Origin of the sequence: Croceitalea rosinachiae (assembly GCF_031846445.1) — a bacterium.
Classification (GTDB): Bacteria; Bacteroidota; Bacteroidia; order Flavobacteriales; family Flavobacteriaceae; genus Croceitalea; species Croceitalea rosinachiae.
This window is the reverse complement of record NZ_JAVRHR010000001.1, coordinates 1,453,824-1,470,757: the sequence shown is the minus strand read 5'-3', so window position 1 is coordinate 1,470,757 and position 16,934 is coordinate 1,453,824. Positions and strand designations below refer to the sequence as shown.

The window sequence follows — 16,934 nt, the reverse complement described above, 5'->3', positions numbered from 1 at the left end:
TACTAATTTTTAGAAGTTGTAGACCACTTCTAATTGGTGCCCTTGTAGTGAAGCTTTTGCTTTATCAATATCTTCTGTGAAACCTAAAATATACCCACCTCCACCTGAGCCACAGAGTTTAAGATAGTAATCATTGGTCTCAATACCCTTTTTCCAAAGTTCATGGAACTGTTTAGGAATCATAGGTTTAAAATTATCCAAAACAACATGCGATAATTGCTTTACATGACCAAAAAGACCTTTAATGTCACCATTTAAGAAATGGTCGACACAAGCATCAGTATGTTTAATGAACTTATCTTTTAGCATGCTACGAAAACCATCCTGTTTCATTTGTTCCATGAAAATCTGAACCATCGGGGCAGTTTCACCGGTCATACCGCTGTCTAACAAAAATACGGCCCCTTTACCTTCTTTATTTTGGGTTGGTAAGCTAGTAGACTCAATATTGTCTTTTGAATTGATAAGGATTGGCAAGCTTAAATAACTGTTCAAGGGATCTAAACCAGATGATTTTCCATGGAAAAAAGATTCCATTTGGCCAAAAATGATCTTTAGTTTTAAAAGTTTTTCACGTGTCAAATTCTCAAGAACCGTGATTTTATCCAACGCATATTTATCATAAATCGCAGCTACCAATGCACCACTACTACCAACGCCATATCCCTGCGGAATTGAGCTATCAAAATACATGCCTTCAGCTACATCATTTTGTAGCGTGCTAATATCAAATTTAACTAAATCTTCAGTCTGGATTTCTTCAAGGTACTGACAAAATCGTGCTAAACTTTCATTAGACATCTTAGCCTCGTTAGATGGGTTTTCATCAGTCTTTAATGCCCCCTTAAAAAAATTATACGGAATTGAAAGCCCTTTAGAATCTTTAATAATTCCATATTCGCCAAAAAGAAGAATTTTTGAATAAAATAATGGTCCTTTCATATGATTTTTTTGTGATAAACTAAATTTTGTTTAATCACTTTGATTATAAAGATAAACAAAGAGATTTCTTAATCAAAAGTTTATACTATAATTCGGTTTGGCGTTATCATTTAACGGTTAAAAAGCATTAAAATTATCTTTCTGACGAACTTATCTTTTTAGCGCCATTCCCAATTCTATCACAAATATAATGTCCGTTTTCACAGTAGGCAACTAATTCATCTTGAATAAATTGAATTGCTTTTTCCTTTACTTTTTCGGGATAAAGTATGTGAACATTTGCGCCGGCATCCAATGTAAAACAAATAGGGGTTTTTGTAGCTTGTCTAAATGACCAAATTCTATTAATTATTTCTAAGGTATTTGGCTTCATCAATAAAAAATAAGGTAAACTGGTCATCATCATTGCATGTAAAGTCAAGGCTTCGCTCTCTACAACTTCAATAAACTTTTCTAAATCTCCACTAGAAATAACTTCTTTTAGGGTATCTAAATTAGTATGTGCTTGCTTAAATCGCTCTTGAGCAAAAGGGTGATTGTGCATCAACTCATGACCAACAGTACTACTGACCGTTTTTTGACCCTTGTGCACCAACAAAATTGTATCATGAAAGTTTTTAAAATTAGGATGAACTTCAAACGGATATTTTACCCCAAACAAATTTGAACTTTCTGGAATTGCTTTGTAATCTCCCCATTGTATTAAATTGCCCTCAATACTTCTGCATGCACTTCCAGAACCCAAGCGAGCCAAAAAAGATGCTTTTTGGTTAAAATAAGTGTTCTTAATTTGTGGATTAATTTGTTTTTCAATAGACATTAAACAAAGTGCTAAGGCAGCCATACCGCTAGCAGAAGATGCTATTCCGCTACTATGCGGAAAAGAGTTTGAGGTTTCAATTTTGAAATGATATGACTTTAAAAAGGGGATATACTTTTCAATTCGCTGAAAAAAAGTATTGATTTTTGGTTTAAAGTCCTCTTTTTTCTTTCCTTCAAAAAACAAATCAAATGAAAAATTGTCTGAAGCCCTATTCAGTTTTGAATATGACAGTGTTGTTCTTGTGGTACAGGCGTCTAGCGTAAAACTAATTGACGGATTTGCCGGAATTTGATTTTCTTTCTTTCCCCAATACTTCACTAAAGCAATATTACTTGGTGCCTTCCAACTAACTTTACCTTCAAGAGGTAATTTCAAGGTGCTATTTAAAACAAAATCATTCTCAACCATTCAGAAGCAATTTTAGCAAATATAAATCAAGTACAAACAAGGTGATGTTCAATTCAAATTAATTGTTATTTTAGTAAGAATTGCGCTACCATGAAAAGAAAGGTTATTAAAATATTAATTGCTGTTGTTGTTTGTCTTTTAATAGGTTTTCTTTCGAGTTTTGCCACTCAAAGCTCTGTAAATGATTGGTATTTAACTTTAAATAAACCCAGTTTTAATCCACCAAATTGGTTGTTCGCACCCGTATGGACAGCTCTATATGTTTTAATGGGTATTGCCGCTGGCATTGTCTGGGGTAAAGGTTTTCATCATATTTGGGTTAAAACTGCACTCTACCACTTCGGGTTTCAACTATTGCTAAACGCTCTTTGGAGTATCGTTTTCTTTGGGTTAAAAAATCCTTTAGCTGCTTTATTTATAATCCTAATTTTATTGGTAATGATTATCTTAACCATAAGATGGTTTAAAGTTGTAAGTAGAAAAGCCGCAATATTGATGATTCCCTATTTGTTATGGGTCTCATTTGCAACAATTTTAAACTTCAAGATTTGGGAGCTCAATTAGGTTGAAGAAGTCATTTCTAGCATTTTCTTCATCGTGTTTAGATTTCTTGTAGTTGCTATTATCTTAAGCTTATTTTCAATCAGGTTATTATTCAACTTTGCTTTACCAGCTCCTTTTTTACAGTTCAAATAAACACAACTTTCGGAAATAAAAAAGTCTTCGTTTTCAAATTGAAGGGAATTAAAATCTTCGACTAATTCTAAGTCCGGTTTTTCGTGTAAAAGTGTAAAATACAGGTTTTTGTCTTCTGCATTATGGAAAGGTATGTCTCTTAAAATGGTATTTACTTCAGTAGAAGTCAAAACAAGAGTGGGAACTTGAAAACCAAAATTATCACGAATACACTTTTGAACTTTGTCAGCGATACTATTTGATTTCATTTCTGAATCTAAAATTAGATTTCCACTTTGGATATAGCTTTTCACTTGATCAAATCCATTTTTAGTCAAAGAAGCTTTCAATTCGGCCATCTTTATCTTCTTTTTACCGCTTACATTAATCCCTCTTAAAAACACAATAAATGTTTCCATGAAAATTTGGTTTTATCTTTTGTACTAGCCTAAAGCTACTCTAATTTATTTTAGTAATTTACTGTCCATTAATTTTAAATTATGAGCGAATACATTCTGGCCTTGGACCAAGGCACCACAAGTTGCAGAGCAGTTGTTTTTGACAAAAAAGGGGCAATAGTTTCGGTAGCCCAAAAAGAATTTACCCAAATTTTTCCCAAACCTGGATGGGTAGAACATGATGCTACTGAGATATGGTCAACTCAAGCTGGAATGGCCGCTGAGGCAGTAACTAAAAAAGGTTTAGAAGGAACTCAAATAGCAGCTATAGGTATAACCAACCAACGTGAAACCGCCGTGGTTTGGAATAGAAAAACTGGTCAACCCATATACAATGCAATAGTTTGGCAAGATAAACGCACCTCTGGGTATTGTGATGAGTTAAAAGCGGCCGGAAAATCAGAAATGATACGAGAGAAAACCGGATTGGTAATTGATTCTTATTTCTCCGCCACTAAAGTTAAATGGATACTAGACAATGTTGAAGGAGCAAGAGAAAGAGCTGAAGCGGGCGAATTGGCGTGGGGAACTATTGATTCTTGGTTGATTTGGAAAATGACTCAAGGAAAGTTGCATATGACCGATGTAACCAATGCTTCGCGTTCATTGATGTTCAATATTAATTCCATGGAATGGGACAGCGAACTTTTAGAGCTATTTACCATTCCAAGAAGCATGTTACCCGAAGTCAAGCAATCAAGCGAGATATATGGACATACTAGTCCTAATTTCTTTGCCAATAAAATTCCGATTGCTGGTATAGCAGGTGACCAACAAGCAGCACTCTTTGGTCAAATGTGTACGCAAAAAGGCATGGTCAAAAACACCTATGGCACAGGTTGTTTTATGTTGATGAATATAGGTGATGAACCCACAAAATCAAAAAACAATCTCTTGACCACAGTTGCATGGAAAATCAATGGTAAAACGACCTACGCTCTCGAAGGAAGTATTTTCATTGCAGGCGCTGTAGTTCAATGGCTGCGCGACAGTCTAAAAATTATAAAAAACTCTTCTGATGTGGAATCTTTAGCAAGTTCTGTTGAAAATTCTGAAGGAGTATATTTTGTTCCTGCTTTTGCAGGATTAGGGGCTCCCCACTGGAATCAACAAGCACAGGGTACTGTTTTCGGGCTTACCCGCGGTAGTACCGATGCTCATATTGCGAGAGCTGCTTTAGATTCAATTGCTTATCAAACCATGGATATATTAAAGGCAATGGAAGCCGATTCGGGATTGTCCATTCAAGAACTTCGTGTTGATGGTGGGGCGACCGTGAATGATTTATTGATGCAATTTCAAGCTGATGTTTTAAATACGATAACTGTTAGACCTAAAATAGTGGAAACTACGGTTATGGGTGCTGCATATTTGGCTGGATTAGCAGTGGGTTTTTGGAATAGTCAAGAAGAAATTCAGGATATTTGGCAAACCGATGTTCATTTCAATCCGACAAAAGACAGAGCAGCTATTGATACTGGGATAAAGGGATGGTACAGGGCAATTAATGCTTTGGAGCATTGGACAGAAAATTAACAAGTAATACTTTAGACTAAAATAAACTGATCAAAATGACCCCATTTATTGCCGAGATAGTAGGCACTTTTCTTTTAATTCTCTTAGGATGTGGCGTGAATGCCAATGTATCTTTAAATAAAACCTACGGAAATAGTTCAGGTTGGATCGTCATTACCACAGGTTGGGCTTTAGCTGTCTATACAGGCGTAGTGGTTGCAGGACCTTATAGTGGTGCTCATATGAATCCTGCTGTTACCATTGGTTTAGCTTGGGCTGGGGAGTTTTCGATTTACGACGTTCCAAAATATATTCTCGCTCAATTTATTGGCGCTATGCTTGGGGCATTTTTTGTTTGGTTAATGAATAAAGATCATTTTAACTTGACTGAAGACGGAGATACCAAACGAGGCGTATTTTGTAATACACCAGCAATCAAGAATATTCCTATTAATATGCTGACCGAAATTCTAGGAACTTTTGTTTTGGTTTTTGCAGTTCTGTTTTTTACAGATGCTACCCTTACTGATGATAACACTATAATCGGCTTGGGTTCACTTGGCGCATTGCCCGTGGCTTTAATTGTATGGTCTATTGGGCTTTCATTAGGTGGCACCACAGGTTATGCCATTAATCCTGCCCGTGATTTAGGGCCTCGAATTATACATGCCTTAGTGCCAATAAAAAATAAGGGGTCGAATGGTTGGGCATATTCTTGGGTACCTGTTGTGGGTCCAATTTTAGGAGGGCTTTTAGCGGCTATTATTGCTGGGTATTTGCAATAGCTTTAGCAGCTATATAAGCTCCTGTCCAAGCATTTTGAAAGTTAAATCCGCCAGTAATGGCGTCAACATTGATAACTTCTCCTGCGAAATAGACGTTTTTCAATTTTTTGCTTTCGAAAGTCTTAAAATTGATTTCTTTTAAATCTACCCCCCCAGCAGTCACAAACTCCTCTTTAAAAGTACTTTTACCTTCTACTTTAAGGTTGCACTTTGTCAATTGTTCGGCAAGAGCCCTTATACATTCTTTAGAGGCATCTGCCCAGCGAAGTTCCGGAGTGATTGCTGCGGCCTTGGCAAGACTGTTCCACAAGCGTCTTGGAAGGTCAACTGCCTTGGTTTTCAATACGGTCTTCTTAGCTTCAATAACCTTAATTTCCGAAAAAAGACGTTCCAAAGATTCCGTACTATAATCGGGAAGCCAATTCACTTCAATTCTAAAATTATAGTTAAGCTCATTCAAAATATTTGCCCCCCAAGCTGATAATTTCAAAATGGCCGGACCACTCAGTCCCCAATGGGTAATTAATATGGGGCCATCAGATTCTAAAATAGATTCTTGCTTTACAGTACTCCTAAGCTGAATTGATATTTTAGAATCATACCTTTTCTGCTGTAAAACGCGGACTGCAGCATTAGTACTCACACCTTGAATACCTTCAATTCGTTTATCTACAATATTAAAAGTAAACAAAGAAGGTGCCGGAGGAACGATTTCATGTCCTAACTGACGAAGCAACTTCCATACATTAAGACTACTCCCTGTAGCCACTAACAATTTTCGGCAATGATAATATTTATTCTTTGTAGTAATCCTCCAACCATTAGCAACTTCATGAGAAGGCTCAAAGGTTTTCACAGTATTGTTTCGTAATACTTTAATGGAAAGTCTTTCAACTTCATCCATAAAGCAATCTATAACGCTTTGCGAACTATTTGAAATGGGGAATATACGTCCATCTTTTTCTATTTTTAGTGGAACACCTCGCTCTTCAAAAAACTGCATGACATCACCGGTACAATAGGCATGAAATGGGCCAAGTAACTCCTTTTTTCCCCTTGGGTAATTATTGGTCAAATCTTGTGGATTGAATTCAGCATGAGTAACATTACAACGACCTCCACCAGATACCTTTACTTTACCAAGAACGGTCTTACCTCTTTCAAATATAGCCACAGTAAGGTTGGGGTTACGCTCTGCAATCTGTATAGCAGCGTAAAATCCGGCAGCTCCACCACCCACCACGATTACATCATAAATCACTGTATTCTATCGGGGTAATTCGTAAAAATACCATCAACACCAAAATCAACCATTCGCTGGAGGTCTTCGGGTTCATTTACGGTATAGGTATATACTTTAAAACCTTCATCCTGCACCCGTTTCACTTTTTCTGGAGTCAAAGTTTTGAACCAAGGGTTAACAGCAACTGCATTCAATTCTTTTGCCATTGCAACCGCATTTTCTAAAACCTCTTCTTCAGTCAAAACAGCTATAGCAATATCAGGGTTTAATTCGCGCATATCTTTTAGCTCATCCCAATTAAAACTTGAAATCACAAAATTATCTGGGCTCCAGCCACGTTTTTCGATATAATTATTTAAGATAAAGTTTACTCGATCTGCTGTATTTTTGCCTTTAAGCTCAATATTGAGGGCGACTTTATTGTCAATTAATTTAAGAACATCTTGTAGCATTGGAATTTTATGATTGCCTTCTAAAATCACTTTGCTAAGGTCATAGATATAATAATCTTCAATATTCCCCGGTGCATTTGACAAACGGTCTAATTTCTCATCATGAAAAACGACAATTTCCCCACTCTTTATTTTAAAAACATCAATCTCAATCATATCCGCTCCCAAATCAATGGCTTTTTGAACAGAAGCTAGAGAATTTTCAGTTTCATAACCCATAGCACCACGATGGCCTATCACCAAAAGTTTTTCATTATTCATATTACATGAATTTAAAACTGATAGACAAAGAATGCCCAGAAGTATGTATTTTTTCATTTTCAATATACTTTTTTAGAAAATCAAAAATACAATTTGAAAATCAAATTACTTAGACGTTTGAAGTTTTAAAAAACAAGATTTTACATTTATTTTTATCATATTCGTAAATATTATATTGTTTTTTTAAACTATTCTCACATTATTTGTACATTGCCCTAATTATTAACCAACTAAATAATCAATTATGTTTTCGAAATCAAATTTATTAGCTACCCTTACGGGAGGAGTTGCCATGTTTGTCCTTGGCTATGTCCTATGGGGAATGTTAGGTGAAACTCTTAACGGAGATAACGTCTTAAACAACGTAATGAAAGTTGAGCCAGATTTCATCCATTTATTTTTTGGATGTCTTATTAGCGCTTTTGCCATGAGCACGATTTATGGAAAATGGGCAAGAGGTCATCATAGTGCTAAAGAAGGCGCTGAATTTGGTATTTGGGTAGGGGTCTTTGTAGGGGTCGGAATGGGATTAATCTTTTTCGCAACTTCCACAATGATGAATTTCACAGGACATCTGATTGATGCTGTATTGAATATTATTTACTACTTAGTAATTGGTATTATAATTGCTCTAATTTATAAAGCAACAAGTGACAAATCCAAAAGTTAATCGATCCATTTAGGTAAAAAACGGGTTAATTAGTAATGATTGACCCGTTTCATCGATTCAGACTGAGAACATTAGATTCTAAAGGTTGCAAAGAGATTTTTATTTTTCCAATTCCATCTTCAATTTTTAAATTAGACCTCTTTTCCCCATATAGCTCTTCTGTTAAATCATAGTGAGATTTTTTTAATCCCCATTTAGAAATAACGTCTTTCGGAATCTTAAGCTCAAAGTCATAGTCTTCATCAACATCAAAATTTGAAACAATAATCAATTTTTCATCTTCACTCCATCGAACATAAGACAGTACCCTATGATTGTAGTTTTCGGTACTATCCTTGTTATAAAAATGGATTTCTTGATAGTCGCCCATTAAAGCAGAACTACCAATGGTGAAATTTAAAAGTCTCTTGTAAAAGTCTCTCAATTCTTTTTCTGAGTCAGTAAGTTGACCACCATCAAACTTTTTATCATTCACCCAACGTTGATGCGCAGGCACACCAACATAGTCAAATATCGATGTTCGGGTAGGGCTTCCAAAACCTGCATTTTCCGAACCATCTTCACCTACTTCTTGTCCAAAATAAATCATCGTAGGTGAAGTGCTGATAGTTGCAGAAACCACCATAGCCGGTTTTGCAATCTCAGCTCTACCTACAAAATCTGGACTTGCTATGCGTTGCTCATCATGATTTTCTAAAAAGTGAAGCATATGATGCTCAATATCTTTTAGCCCATTTTGAACAACTGGAATATGATCTGTCCAGCCATAGCCTTTCATAATATGCTTTATACTATCATATAGCTCTACTTTATCATAGAGGTAATCCATTTTGCCCTTATGGATATAATCACGATATAACTGCGGATTATAAACTTCAGCTAAAATAAAGGCATCTTGGTTTTTCATTTTGATGGAAGAATTCATAAAACTCCAAAACTCTACCGGAACCATTTCGGCCATATCAAAACGAAAACCATCAACTCCAAGATTCATCCAATACAATGCTATATCCCTAAATTTATACCAAGAATCAGGTAAATCTTTATCCTTCCAAAACTTACAATGCACTTTATAATCCATCTGTGCATATTCTTCTGGGAGTAGTTCAAAATCTAAAGTACCGTCAGGTCGAACACCATAATTGATTTTTACGGTTTCATACCAATCATTGATGTCGGGTTGCGGCGACCTAGACCCATTGCCTGTCCATTTTGCTGGCACCTCTTTAAACTTAGTATCACTTAAAGGATTCTTATCTCCACCTAAAGGCAAAAACCCATCTTGCCATTCAGGCACTTTGAATTCGCTATTTGGAATGTAATAAAAGTTATTATTTCTAGAGTATTCAACCGAAGTATCATCATTAAGACCAAAATCTTCAACTCCTTCTGGGTTCGTCAAGCCTTCATAATTACGAGCTACATGATTAGGCACAATATCAATGATTACTTTCATACCCTTTTTATGGGTACGATCGATCAACGCTTTAAACTCTTCCAATCGGTTAGAAGGCTCTATTGCCAAATCAGGATTTACATTATAGTAATCTTTTACAGCATAAGGGGATCCTGCTCTACCTTTAACTACGTCGGGGTCATCATTTGAAATACCAAAAGCGTTGTAATCATTTATAACTGCATGATGTGGTACGCCAGTATACCAAACATGGGTAATGCCCAAGTCTTTGATTTCAGACAAAGCTTTGTCATTAAAGTCAGCAAATTTGCCCACACCATTTTCTTCAATAGTGCCCCATGGTTTGTTCATAGTATTGGTGTTGCCAAATAAACGAGTAAAAACTTGGTAAACAACCACTTTTCTTTTTTTCATTTGTGGCGATTTTTTTTCTGGTGGCACTTCAGTACAACTTGTTGTAAAAATGGCTAGAATTATTACTATACAAAAGCAATTTCTCATGCCACTACTTTTTGATTTGGAATTAAAACTACGCGCTCTCCATTTACTCTAATCGACACCTCTTCGTGACCATTTAATTCAAATGCAGTCTCTTTTTCAGAGACATTTACCTTAATAATTCGATTTCTAAAATTGACTTTGAATGAGTATGATTTCCACTGCTTTGGAATTTGGGGATTAAAACAAAGCTTATCATCAAGCACCCGCATACCGCCAAATCCTTCTACAATACTCATCCATGTTCCTGCCATAGAAGTAATGTGCAGTCCTTCTTCAACTTCTTTGTTATAGTCATCTAGGTCTAAGCGCGATGTTCTCAAATAAAATTTATAGGCCTGCTCCATTCTGCCCAACTTTGCAGCTTGTATGCTATGCAAACATGGTGACAAAGAAGATTCATGAACCGTGAAAGGCTCATAAAAATCAAAATGCTTTTCTAATTCTTCTTTAGAAAAATTATCCTCAAAGAGATAAAATCCTTGTAAAATATCAGCCTGTTTGATGTACGGCGAACGCAGAATACGATCCCAACTCCATTTTTGATTAATCGGACGGTCAGATTTATCTAGATCATCAACTTTAATCAGTTCTTTATCCAAGAACCCATCTTGCTGCAAAAATATTTCGTGCTTTTTTGAATATGGAAAAAACATGTTAGTAGCAACCTCATCCCAAAGTTCAGTTTCATCAGAAGTTAGCTTTGTATGCGCAATGATCCTATCATAGTCCACGGGATACCCGTCTTTAACTTTTTGAAGCTGCTCTAAAGTATATTTAATACACCATTTAGCCAGGTAATTTGTGTACCAGTTATTGTTTACATTATTTTCATATTCATTTGGTCCGGTCACGCCTAAGATGACATATTTCTTCTTTTTTGCCGAATAATTTGCCCTTTGGTGCCAGAAACGGGCAATACCAATCAAAACCTCCAGACCCATTTCAGGAATATAACTATAATCACCAGTAAAACGATAGTAATTGAAAATAGCAAATGCAATTGCTCCGTTTCTATGAATTTCTTCAAAAGTGATTTCCCACTCGTTATGACATTCTTCGCCATTCATTGTCACCATAGGATATAAAGCAGCTCCATTGGTAAAGCCCAATTTTCTGGCATTCTCAATTGCCTTTTCTAAATGATTGTAACGATACTCCAATAAGCTCCAAGCTACCTTTTGGTTCTTGGTAGCCATATAAAACGGTAAGCAATAAGCTTCCGTATCCCAATAGGTACTGCCTCCATATTTTTCACCTGTAAAACCCTTAGGTCCAATATTCAATCTAGAATCTTTACCTAAATAGGTTTGGTTCAACTGAAAAATATTAAATCGTATACCCTGTTGCGCTTTCACATCTCCTTCAATAGTAATATCACTCATTTCCCAAACGGAGGCCCAGGCGTCTTTCTGTTTTTCTAAAAGTCTATCAAAACCTAATTCTAAAGCTTTGTCCAAAATGTTGATGGCTACATCGGTCAATTCTGCTACTTTATGGTTTCGTGAAACAATATATCCTCCAAATTTGGTCAAAGAAATGGTTTCGCCCTTTTTTAAGCTATATTGAAATTCACATCCAACCTTAAATTCCGTATTTTCAACTTCTTTGGCCTTAATATTTTTGCCGTTAACTTCAGCACTGGCATCCATAAAAGTACAGGTGGCAAAATTAGTCTTCATTGTATGCGCCTCAATAAAAGCACGATTTCCGATTGAAGTTCTTTTTGTGGTGTTCCAAAACTTATCGTCCCAGTTGCTATCCTCATTGGTAATACCACTATCTAAATAAGGTGTCATTTTTACCTCGGCATCTGAATTCAAAACTTGGAGTTCGTATTTGATTGCCCCTAGCTCATCTAAATCTAAACTCAAAAACCGGGTCGCGTTTACTTGAACCTCAACATCATTTGGTAAAGTCGCCATAAAGCTCCGCTTATACCAACCTTCTTTCATATTTAGCTCTCTAGAAAAACCAACCACTTTTTTACAGCTATTTAAATCAAGAGTTTGTCCATTAATATGAACGTTGACTGCAATCCAATTTGGTGCGTTCAATACTTTTGCGAAGTATTCAGGATATCCATTTTTCCACCATCCAACTCTTGTTTTATCTGGATAGTAAACTCCTGCAATATAACTTCCTTGAAAAGTTTCACCAGAGTAGTGTTCTTCAAAATTGGCCCGTTGGCCCATAGCGCCGTTACCAATACTAAAAAGACTCTCTGACGATTTTACTCGCTCCTTATCAAAACCCTCTTCTATTAAAGACCATGGGTTTGGTTTTATATAATCTTGATTCATTAAGGTATATGAATTTGGGCAAACTTAATTAATTGTAGAATCACGTTCAATTAAAGTAGGCTCTAAAATTTTAGTTTGATACGTTTCTTCTTCTTTTTCGCTTTCAACTTTTTGAATTAGCATTTCAGCCGCGAGCTCACCCATTTTTTCTCCATGTTGGGCAATTGCTGTTAAGCTAGGGTTCGCATACTTTGACAAAAGCCCATCTGTGAAACCTATGAAGGATACATCTTCAGGAATTTTCAACCCATTTTCTTTTACACATCGCATTCCGTAAATGGCAAAAATTTCATTTACGCATAAAACGGCATCAATATCTGATTTTTCAAAGAATGTCTTGAACACCTCTTCTTCCATACCCATAGTTGGAAGTCTTAGAATGATATTGTTGTCAACTTCAATATTGTTATCAGACAAAGCTTTTAGATACCCATCTGTGCGGGCTTTGCTTACACTTAAATAATCATCCGTAGTTATCAAGGCAATTTTTCTTCTTCCTTCATCAATCAATTTTTTAGTGGCCGTATAAGCACCTAACTGATCATCTATAACTATTTTGTCACAATTAACCTGGTTAGTTACCCGATCGAACAAAACTAATGGAATTCCTTGCTCAGTTACTTCTTTAAGATGGTTATAATCGTTCTTTAATTGCGTATCGGAGGATAGTGACATAATAAAGCCATCAATACTGCCATTAGCCAGCATTTCCATATTTATAACCTCTTTATCAAAAGATTCATCTGAAAGACATACGATTACGTTGTACCCTTTGGTGTTTGCATATTTCTCTATTCCGCGCACCACCGTCGTAAAAAAGTGATGTACTATGTCTGGTATGACAACACCTATATTTTTCGTTCTCTTGTTCTTTAAACTAATCGCTATGTTATTGGGTTTGTAATTATATAATTTGGCAAAGGCTTGTATTTTTTCTTTAGTATCCCTACTAATTTCTTCACTATTCTTAAGTGCTTTTGAAACTGTAGATATAGAGACATCCAATTCTTTTGCAATATGCTTTAAGGTAATTTTTTGCTTTAACATAAAGTTATTTAGACAACACTAATTTAACCTTTGAAATTAATTAATAAAAAACAATAGTGAAATTTACCTGCGGTTTTTAACAAAAAAAGAGCCTGTCTTGAGAAAATAAAAAATAGTATATTTGACTGTATTTTGTTAAATTTCACATAAATCCCTTAAGTTATTTACGAAATACATAATTTGCCTAGTGTTGAATTATTATAGTCCTATTATTCCAAAGTTATTAACACGAAACCGTTTTCGTTCTTTTGGGTTTGCAGCGATTATTAAATTTAACACTTTTTTTACATATGTTTAATGCTTGAATTTAAATTAACTAAACTTAAAATTAATTATTTATGAAGATTACGCTACTTAAAGGCTTACTGTTACTTGGGGCATTTGTTTGCTTTAGTGCGGTAAAAGCCCAGACGGTATCAGGTACTGTTTCTGATGCCAATGGTCCATTACCAGGAGCAAGTGTCTTAGTAAAAGGCACTACAAATGGTACCCAAACAGACTTTGATGGCAACTACACCTTAAATGATGTAGGTGGTGATGCCACATTGGTCGTTAGCTACATTGGGTTTAAAACCTTCGAAACTGCCGTAAACGGCAGGTCAACGATTAATGTAACCTTAGAAGAAGATGCGCAAGCTCTTGATGAGGTTGTTATTATTGGTTATGGTACAACAACCGTCAAAGATGCAACTGGAGCTGTAGCTTCGGTTTCATCAGAAGACTTTAATGGTGGTATTATTTCATCCCCAGAGCAACTGATTCAAGGTAAGACTGCTGGTGTGCAAATAACACAATCCAGTGGTGAGCCAGGAGCAGGAATTGCTTTAAGAATTAGGGGAACTGGTTCTGTAAGGGGTAATAACAGTCCTTTATTTGTGATTGATGGTGTTCCTGTTTCTAATGAGGAGGTTTCAGCCCAAGGTTCAGATGTAGGTACCGGTACTAGTGGTTCTAAAAACCCACTTAACTTCCTAAACCCAAATGATATCGAAAGTATGAGTATTCTTAAGGATGCATCTGCAACGGCAATTTATGGGTCTAGAGGTGCCAATGGAGTTGTTGTCATCACAACAAAATCTGGGAAAGGCGGCGGATCAAAAGGTGAATGGGGCTTTAGTAGCAACTTGAACATCGCTACGGTTGCAGAGCGTTATGATCTTTTGACCACTGAAGAGTTTATAGATAGAGGTGGAGCAAACCTAGGAGGAGCAACTGACTGGCAAGATTTTATTTTTAGAACTACTGCTTCAACCGACAACAATTTATCCTACTCACAAAATTATGGTAGTGGTAATGTTAGAGCTACATTTGGTTACTCAAAACAATTTGGTATTATTGAGAATACTGATTTTGAGCGTATTACGGGAAGAATTAATGTAAATCATAGATTCTTTGATGATAAGTTGAGAGTAGGTTTACAAGGTACCATTTCTAGAATTAATGATCGTGCACCTTTTATTAGTAGGACTGCTGGAAGTAATGGTGATTTATTACAAGCTGCTTATTACTCCAATCCTACGCTTGCTGCAAATTCTGGTTTTGATGTTTCTCCTGATAGAAATCCGGCAAATTTATTAGCCTTTTATGATGATAATACGAATACCAATAGATTCTTAGGGAACTTATCTCTAGATTACTCACTAACGGATGATCTTTCTGTAAAACTGAATTTAGGTTTAGATACTTCAGAATCAACTAGGGCTCAAGTAGTAGGGCCTCAAATCCTATCTCTTGGTAATGGTGCAGAAAACAACGGACGTGGTGCCGTAAACAACCTAGACACGGAAAACAGATTGTTGGAACTAACACTTAACTATAAGAAAGAATTTGAGAATTCAAATTTAGATGCGTTAGTTGGCTATTCTTTTCAGGATTTTAACAGAAGTGGTCAAAATCTTTTAGGTCAAGGGTATAGTTCTAGCGATTTAAATGAGATAGCAAGTCTTACACAGCAGGCGTTTGATGATACTCAGAATCTTGCAAGTAATTACCAAGCTTATGGTATAGGTACTTTTCAAGACGACATTGCTGCAGGTGATCAATTCAGAATATTAGGATTGTTCCCTGGAATCAACGAGACTACTGCTGCTTTACCCGGTCTTCCAATTACTGCGTTTACGGTTGATACTTTTGATATTACAGACGAATTACAGTCTTTCTTTGGTCGAGTCAATTATAACATTTATGACAAATATTTATTCACTGCTACAGTGAGAGCTGATGGTTCTTCAAGATTTGGTGGAAATAATCAATATGGTATTTTCCCATCCGCAGCTTTTGCATGGAAGTTAAATCAAGAAGATTTTGTCAATGAAGATACGTTTTCTACTCTTAAACTAAGATTAAGTTGGGGTATCACAGGTAACCAAGACGGCCTTGGTCATGCACAGTTTGTAAATAGAACAAGATGGCGTCAAGGTGCTGTAGGCTCAACTGCTCTTGGCATTAATGCTGGTTCTCAAATTTCGGCGCCTGCTACTGCTGAAGTTGCGTTTGCGAACCCTGACCTTAAGTGGGAAGAAACAACGCAATATGGTTTTGGTATAGATTTTGGTTTTAACAATGATCGTTTTACAGGTAATATAGACTTGTATAGAAAAGAGACCACAGATATTCTTTTGAATTTGCCATCAGTGCAACCAGCAACTTCTCCTTTTGTTTTTCAGAATATAGATGCCACTATTTTAAATCAAGGTATAGAATTGGGGCTTGATTATGATATCGTAGTTTCAGAAGATTTTTATTGGAATGCTAATTTTAATATATCATATAACCAAAATGAGTTTACGGATTATGCAGGTCCCAATATACAAGCAGGTAACTTGTTTGGACAAGGTCTTACGGGTACCACATCTCAAGTATTGACCAATGATAAGCCATTATATACTTACGAGTTACGTTTGGTGGATGAGAATTTTAATGTAGATACCGACCCAACAATTCTTGATAAGTCAGGTTTACCTGACATTATAACAGGTTTATCAACCACTGTAAATTATAAGAATTGGGATGCTTCATTATACTTTGCTGGTCAATTTGGTTTTTATGTTTATAACAATACGGCCAATGCCATATTTGCATCACCACAGATTGGAAGTAGAAACAATCTCACAAGTGTGGTTGACAACGGAGTAATTCTATCAGCGACCAATCCAAGTGAATTCTTTTTAGAAAAAGGAGATTTTGTTAGGTTACAAAACGCAACCATTGGGTATAATGTGCCTCTATCAGGAGAAGGAACTTTTAAAAGTATGCGTTTAAGTGCGGTTGGGCAGAACTTGTTTCTAATTACTGATTATAGTGGGTTAGACCCAGAGGTCAGTACTTCAAACATTCCAGCAAATGGATTACCATCTGCCTCTATAGACTATCTTACTTACCCAAGACCTAGAACTTTTAGTTTAGGTGTTAACGTTACTTTTTAAAAAAATAAAAAA

At 36.0% G+C, this 16,934-nt stretch carries 13 protein-coding genes; 5 read left to right on the top strand and 8 right to left on the bottom strand.

All coding sequences use genetic code 11. The features are described from left to right. Positions 1–9: 9 nt before the first annotated feature. Together RM706_RS06665 and RM706_RS06660 are read right to left on the bottom strand one after the other, a co-directional pair. The gene (locus RM706_RS06665) at positions 10–942 is read right to left on the bottom strand and encodes a mevalonate kinase family protein (protein ID WP_311350251.1); all 933 of its coding nucleotides are present in this window, start codon (positions 940–942) and stop codon (positions 10–12) included. A 133-nt stretch (positions 943–1,075) separates the two neighbouring features. Beyond that, the gene (locus RM706_RS06660) at positions 1,076–2,173 is read right to left on the bottom strand and encodes a diphosphomevalonate decarboxylase (RefSeq protein ID WP_311350250.1); all 1,098 of its coding nucleotides are present in this window, start codon (positions 2,171–2,173) and stop codon (positions 1,076–1,078) included. Between the two features lie 90 nt (positions 2,174–2,263). Here RM706_RS06660 and RM706_RS06655 point away from each other — a divergent pair, with 90 nt between their 5' ends. Further along, the gene (locus RM706_RS06655) at positions 2,264–2,737 is read left to right on the top strand and encodes a TspO/MBR family protein (RefSeq protein WP_311350249.1); all 474 of its coding nucleotides are present in this window, start codon (positions 2,264–2,266) and stop codon (positions 2,735–2,737) included. Here the strand turns inward: RM706_RS06655 and RM706_RS06650 are convergent. Further along, entirely contained in the window at positions 2,734–3,267 is a 534-nt protein-coding gene (locus tag RM706_RS06650) for a DUF1697 domain-containing protein (protein ID WP_311350248.1), read from the bottom strand. The two genes, RM706_RS06655 and RM706_RS06650, sit on opposite strands and share 4 nt — an antisense overlap. An 81-nt stretch (positions 3,268–3,348) precedes the next feature. Here RM706_RS06650 and glpK point away from each other — a divergent pair, with 81 nt between their 5' ends. Beyond that, positions 3,349–4,842 carry a glycerol kinase GlpK gene (gene glpK, locus RM706_RS06645; RefSeq protein ID WP_311350247.1) on the top strand — a complete coding sequence of 498 codons (1,494 nt, stop codon included), beginning with the start codon at positions 3,349–3,351 and terminating at the stop codon, positions 4,840–4,842. Positions 4,843–4,877: 35 nt separating this feature from the next. Beyond that, positions 4,878–5,606 carry an MIP/aquaporin family protein gene (locus tag RM706_RS06640; RefSeq protein ID WP_311350246.1) on the top strand — a complete coding sequence of 243 codons (729 nt, stop codon included), beginning with the start codon at positions 4,878–4,880 and terminating at the stop codon, positions 5,604–5,606. Here the strand turns inward: RM706_RS06640 and RM706_RS06635 are convergent. Both RM706_RS06635 and RM706_RS06630 read right to left on the bottom strand, forming a co-directional pair. Then, positions 5,584–6,864 carry a BaiN/RdsA family NAD(P)/FAD-dependent oxidoreductase gene (locus RM706_RS06635; protein ID WP_311350462.1) on the bottom strand — a complete coding sequence of 427 codons (1,281 nt, stop codon included), beginning with the start codon at positions 6,862–6,864 and terminating at the stop codon, positions 5,584–5,586. The genes RM706_RS06640 and RM706_RS06635 overlap by 23 nt on opposite strands. Next, complete coding sequence (locus RM706_RS06630) at positions 6,864–7,562, bottom strand: glycerophosphodiester phosphodiesterase (protein ID WP_311350245.1); 699 nt, start codon at positions 7,560–7,562, stop codon at positions 6,864–6,866. Before RM706_RS06630 ends, RM706_RS06635 begins: the two co-directional genes overlap by 1 nt. Positions 7,563–7,806: 244 nt before the next feature. On the opposite strand from RM706_RS06630, the gene RM706_RS06625 reads away from it, so the two are divergent. Beyond that, positions 7,807–8,232, top strand: coding sequence for a hypothetical protein (locus RM706_RS06625; RefSeq protein WP_311350244.1), 426 nt, complete (start codon positions 7,807–7,809; stop codon positions 8,230–8,232). Between the two features lie 49 nt (positions 8,233–8,281). Here RM706_RS06625 and RM706_RS06620 read toward each other — a convergent pair whose 3' ends face one another. The 3 genes from RM706_RS06620 to RM706_RS06610 all read right to left on the bottom strand — a co-directional run bounded on the left by RM706_RS06620 (position 8,282) and on the right by RM706_RS06610 (position 13,497). Next, positions 8,282–10,063: an alpha-amylase family protein gene (locus RM706_RS06620; RefSeq protein WP_311350243.1), complete on the bottom strand. Its 1,782-nt coding sequence runs from the start codon at positions 10,061–10,063 to the stop codon at positions 8,282–8,284. 83 nt (positions 10,064–10,146) lie between these two features. Beyond that, the gene (locus RM706_RS06615) at positions 10,147–12,450 is read right to left on the bottom strand and encodes a glycoside hydrolase family 65 protein (protein ID WP_311350242.1); all 2,304 of its coding nucleotides are present in this window, start codon (positions 12,448–12,450) and stop codon (positions 10,147–10,149) included. Positions 12,451–12,474: 24 nt separating this feature from the next. Further along, positions 12,475–13,497, bottom strand: a complete 1,023-nt coding sequence (locus tag RM706_RS06610; protein ID WP_311350241.1) for a LacI family DNA-binding transcriptional regulator — start codon at positions 13,495–13,497, stop codon at positions 12,475–12,477. 338 nt (positions 13,498–13,835) lie between these two features. Between RM706_RS06610 and RM706_RS06605 the strand changes: the two genes are divergently transcribed. Next, positions 13,836–16,922 carry a SusC/RagA family TonB-linked outer membrane protein gene (locus RM706_RS06605; protein WP_311350240.1) on the top strand — a complete coding sequence of 1,029 codons (3,087 nt, stop codon included), beginning with the start codon at positions 13,836–13,838 and terminating at the stop codon, positions 16,920–16,922. Positions 16,923–16,934 lie beyond the last annotated feature (12 nt).

Bases quoted from the DNA above. Each gene is read 5' to 3' on its own strand.
- RM706_RS06605 (WP_311350240.1), top strand. From the start codon at position 13,836: ATGAAGATTACGCTACTTAAAGGCTTACTGTTACTTGGGGCATTTGTT.
- RM706_RS06625 (WP_311350244.1), top strand. From the start codon at position 7,807: ATGTTTTCGAAATCAAATTTATTAGCTACCCTTACGGGAGGAGTTGCC.
- RM706_RS06620 (WP_311350243.1), bottom strand. From the start codon at position 10,063: ATGAAAAAAAGAAAAGTGGTTGTTTACCAAGTTTTTACTCGTTTATTT.
- RM706_RS06615 (WP_311350242.1), bottom strand. From the start codon at position 12,450: ATGAATCAAGATTATATAAAACCAAACCCATGGTCTTTAATAGAAGAG.
- glpK (WP_311350247.1), top strand. From the start codon at position 3,349: ATGAGCGAATACATTCTGGCCTTGGACCAAGGCACCACAAGTTGCAGA.
- RM706_RS06650 (WP_311350248.1), bottom strand. From the start codon at position 3,267: ATGGAAACATTTATTGTGTTTTTAAGAGGGATTAATGTAAGCGGTAAA.
- RM706_RS06630 (WP_311350245.1), bottom strand. From the start codon at position 7,562: ATGAATAATGAAAAACTTTTGGTGATAGGCCATCGTGGTGCTATGGGT.
- RM706_RS06610 (WP_311350241.1), bottom strand. From the start codon at position 13,497: ATGTTAAAGCAAAAAATTACCTTAAAGCATATTGCAAAAGAATTGGAT.
- RM706_RS06655 (WP_311350249.1), top strand. From the start codon at position 2,264: ATGAAAAGAAAGGTTATTAAAATATTAATTGCTGTTGTTGTTTGTCTT.
- RM706_RS06665 (WP_311350251.1), bottom strand. From the start codon at position 942: ATGAAAGGACCATTATTTTATTCAAAAATTCTTCTTTTTGGCGAATAT.
- RM706_RS06640 (WP_311350246.1), top strand. From the start codon at position 4,878: ATGACCCCATTTATTGCCGAGATAGTAGGCACTTTTCTTTTAATTCTC.
- RM706_RS06660 (WP_311350250.1), bottom strand. From the start codon at position 2,173: ATGGTTGAGAATGATTTTGTTTTAAATAGCACCTTGAAATTACCTCTT.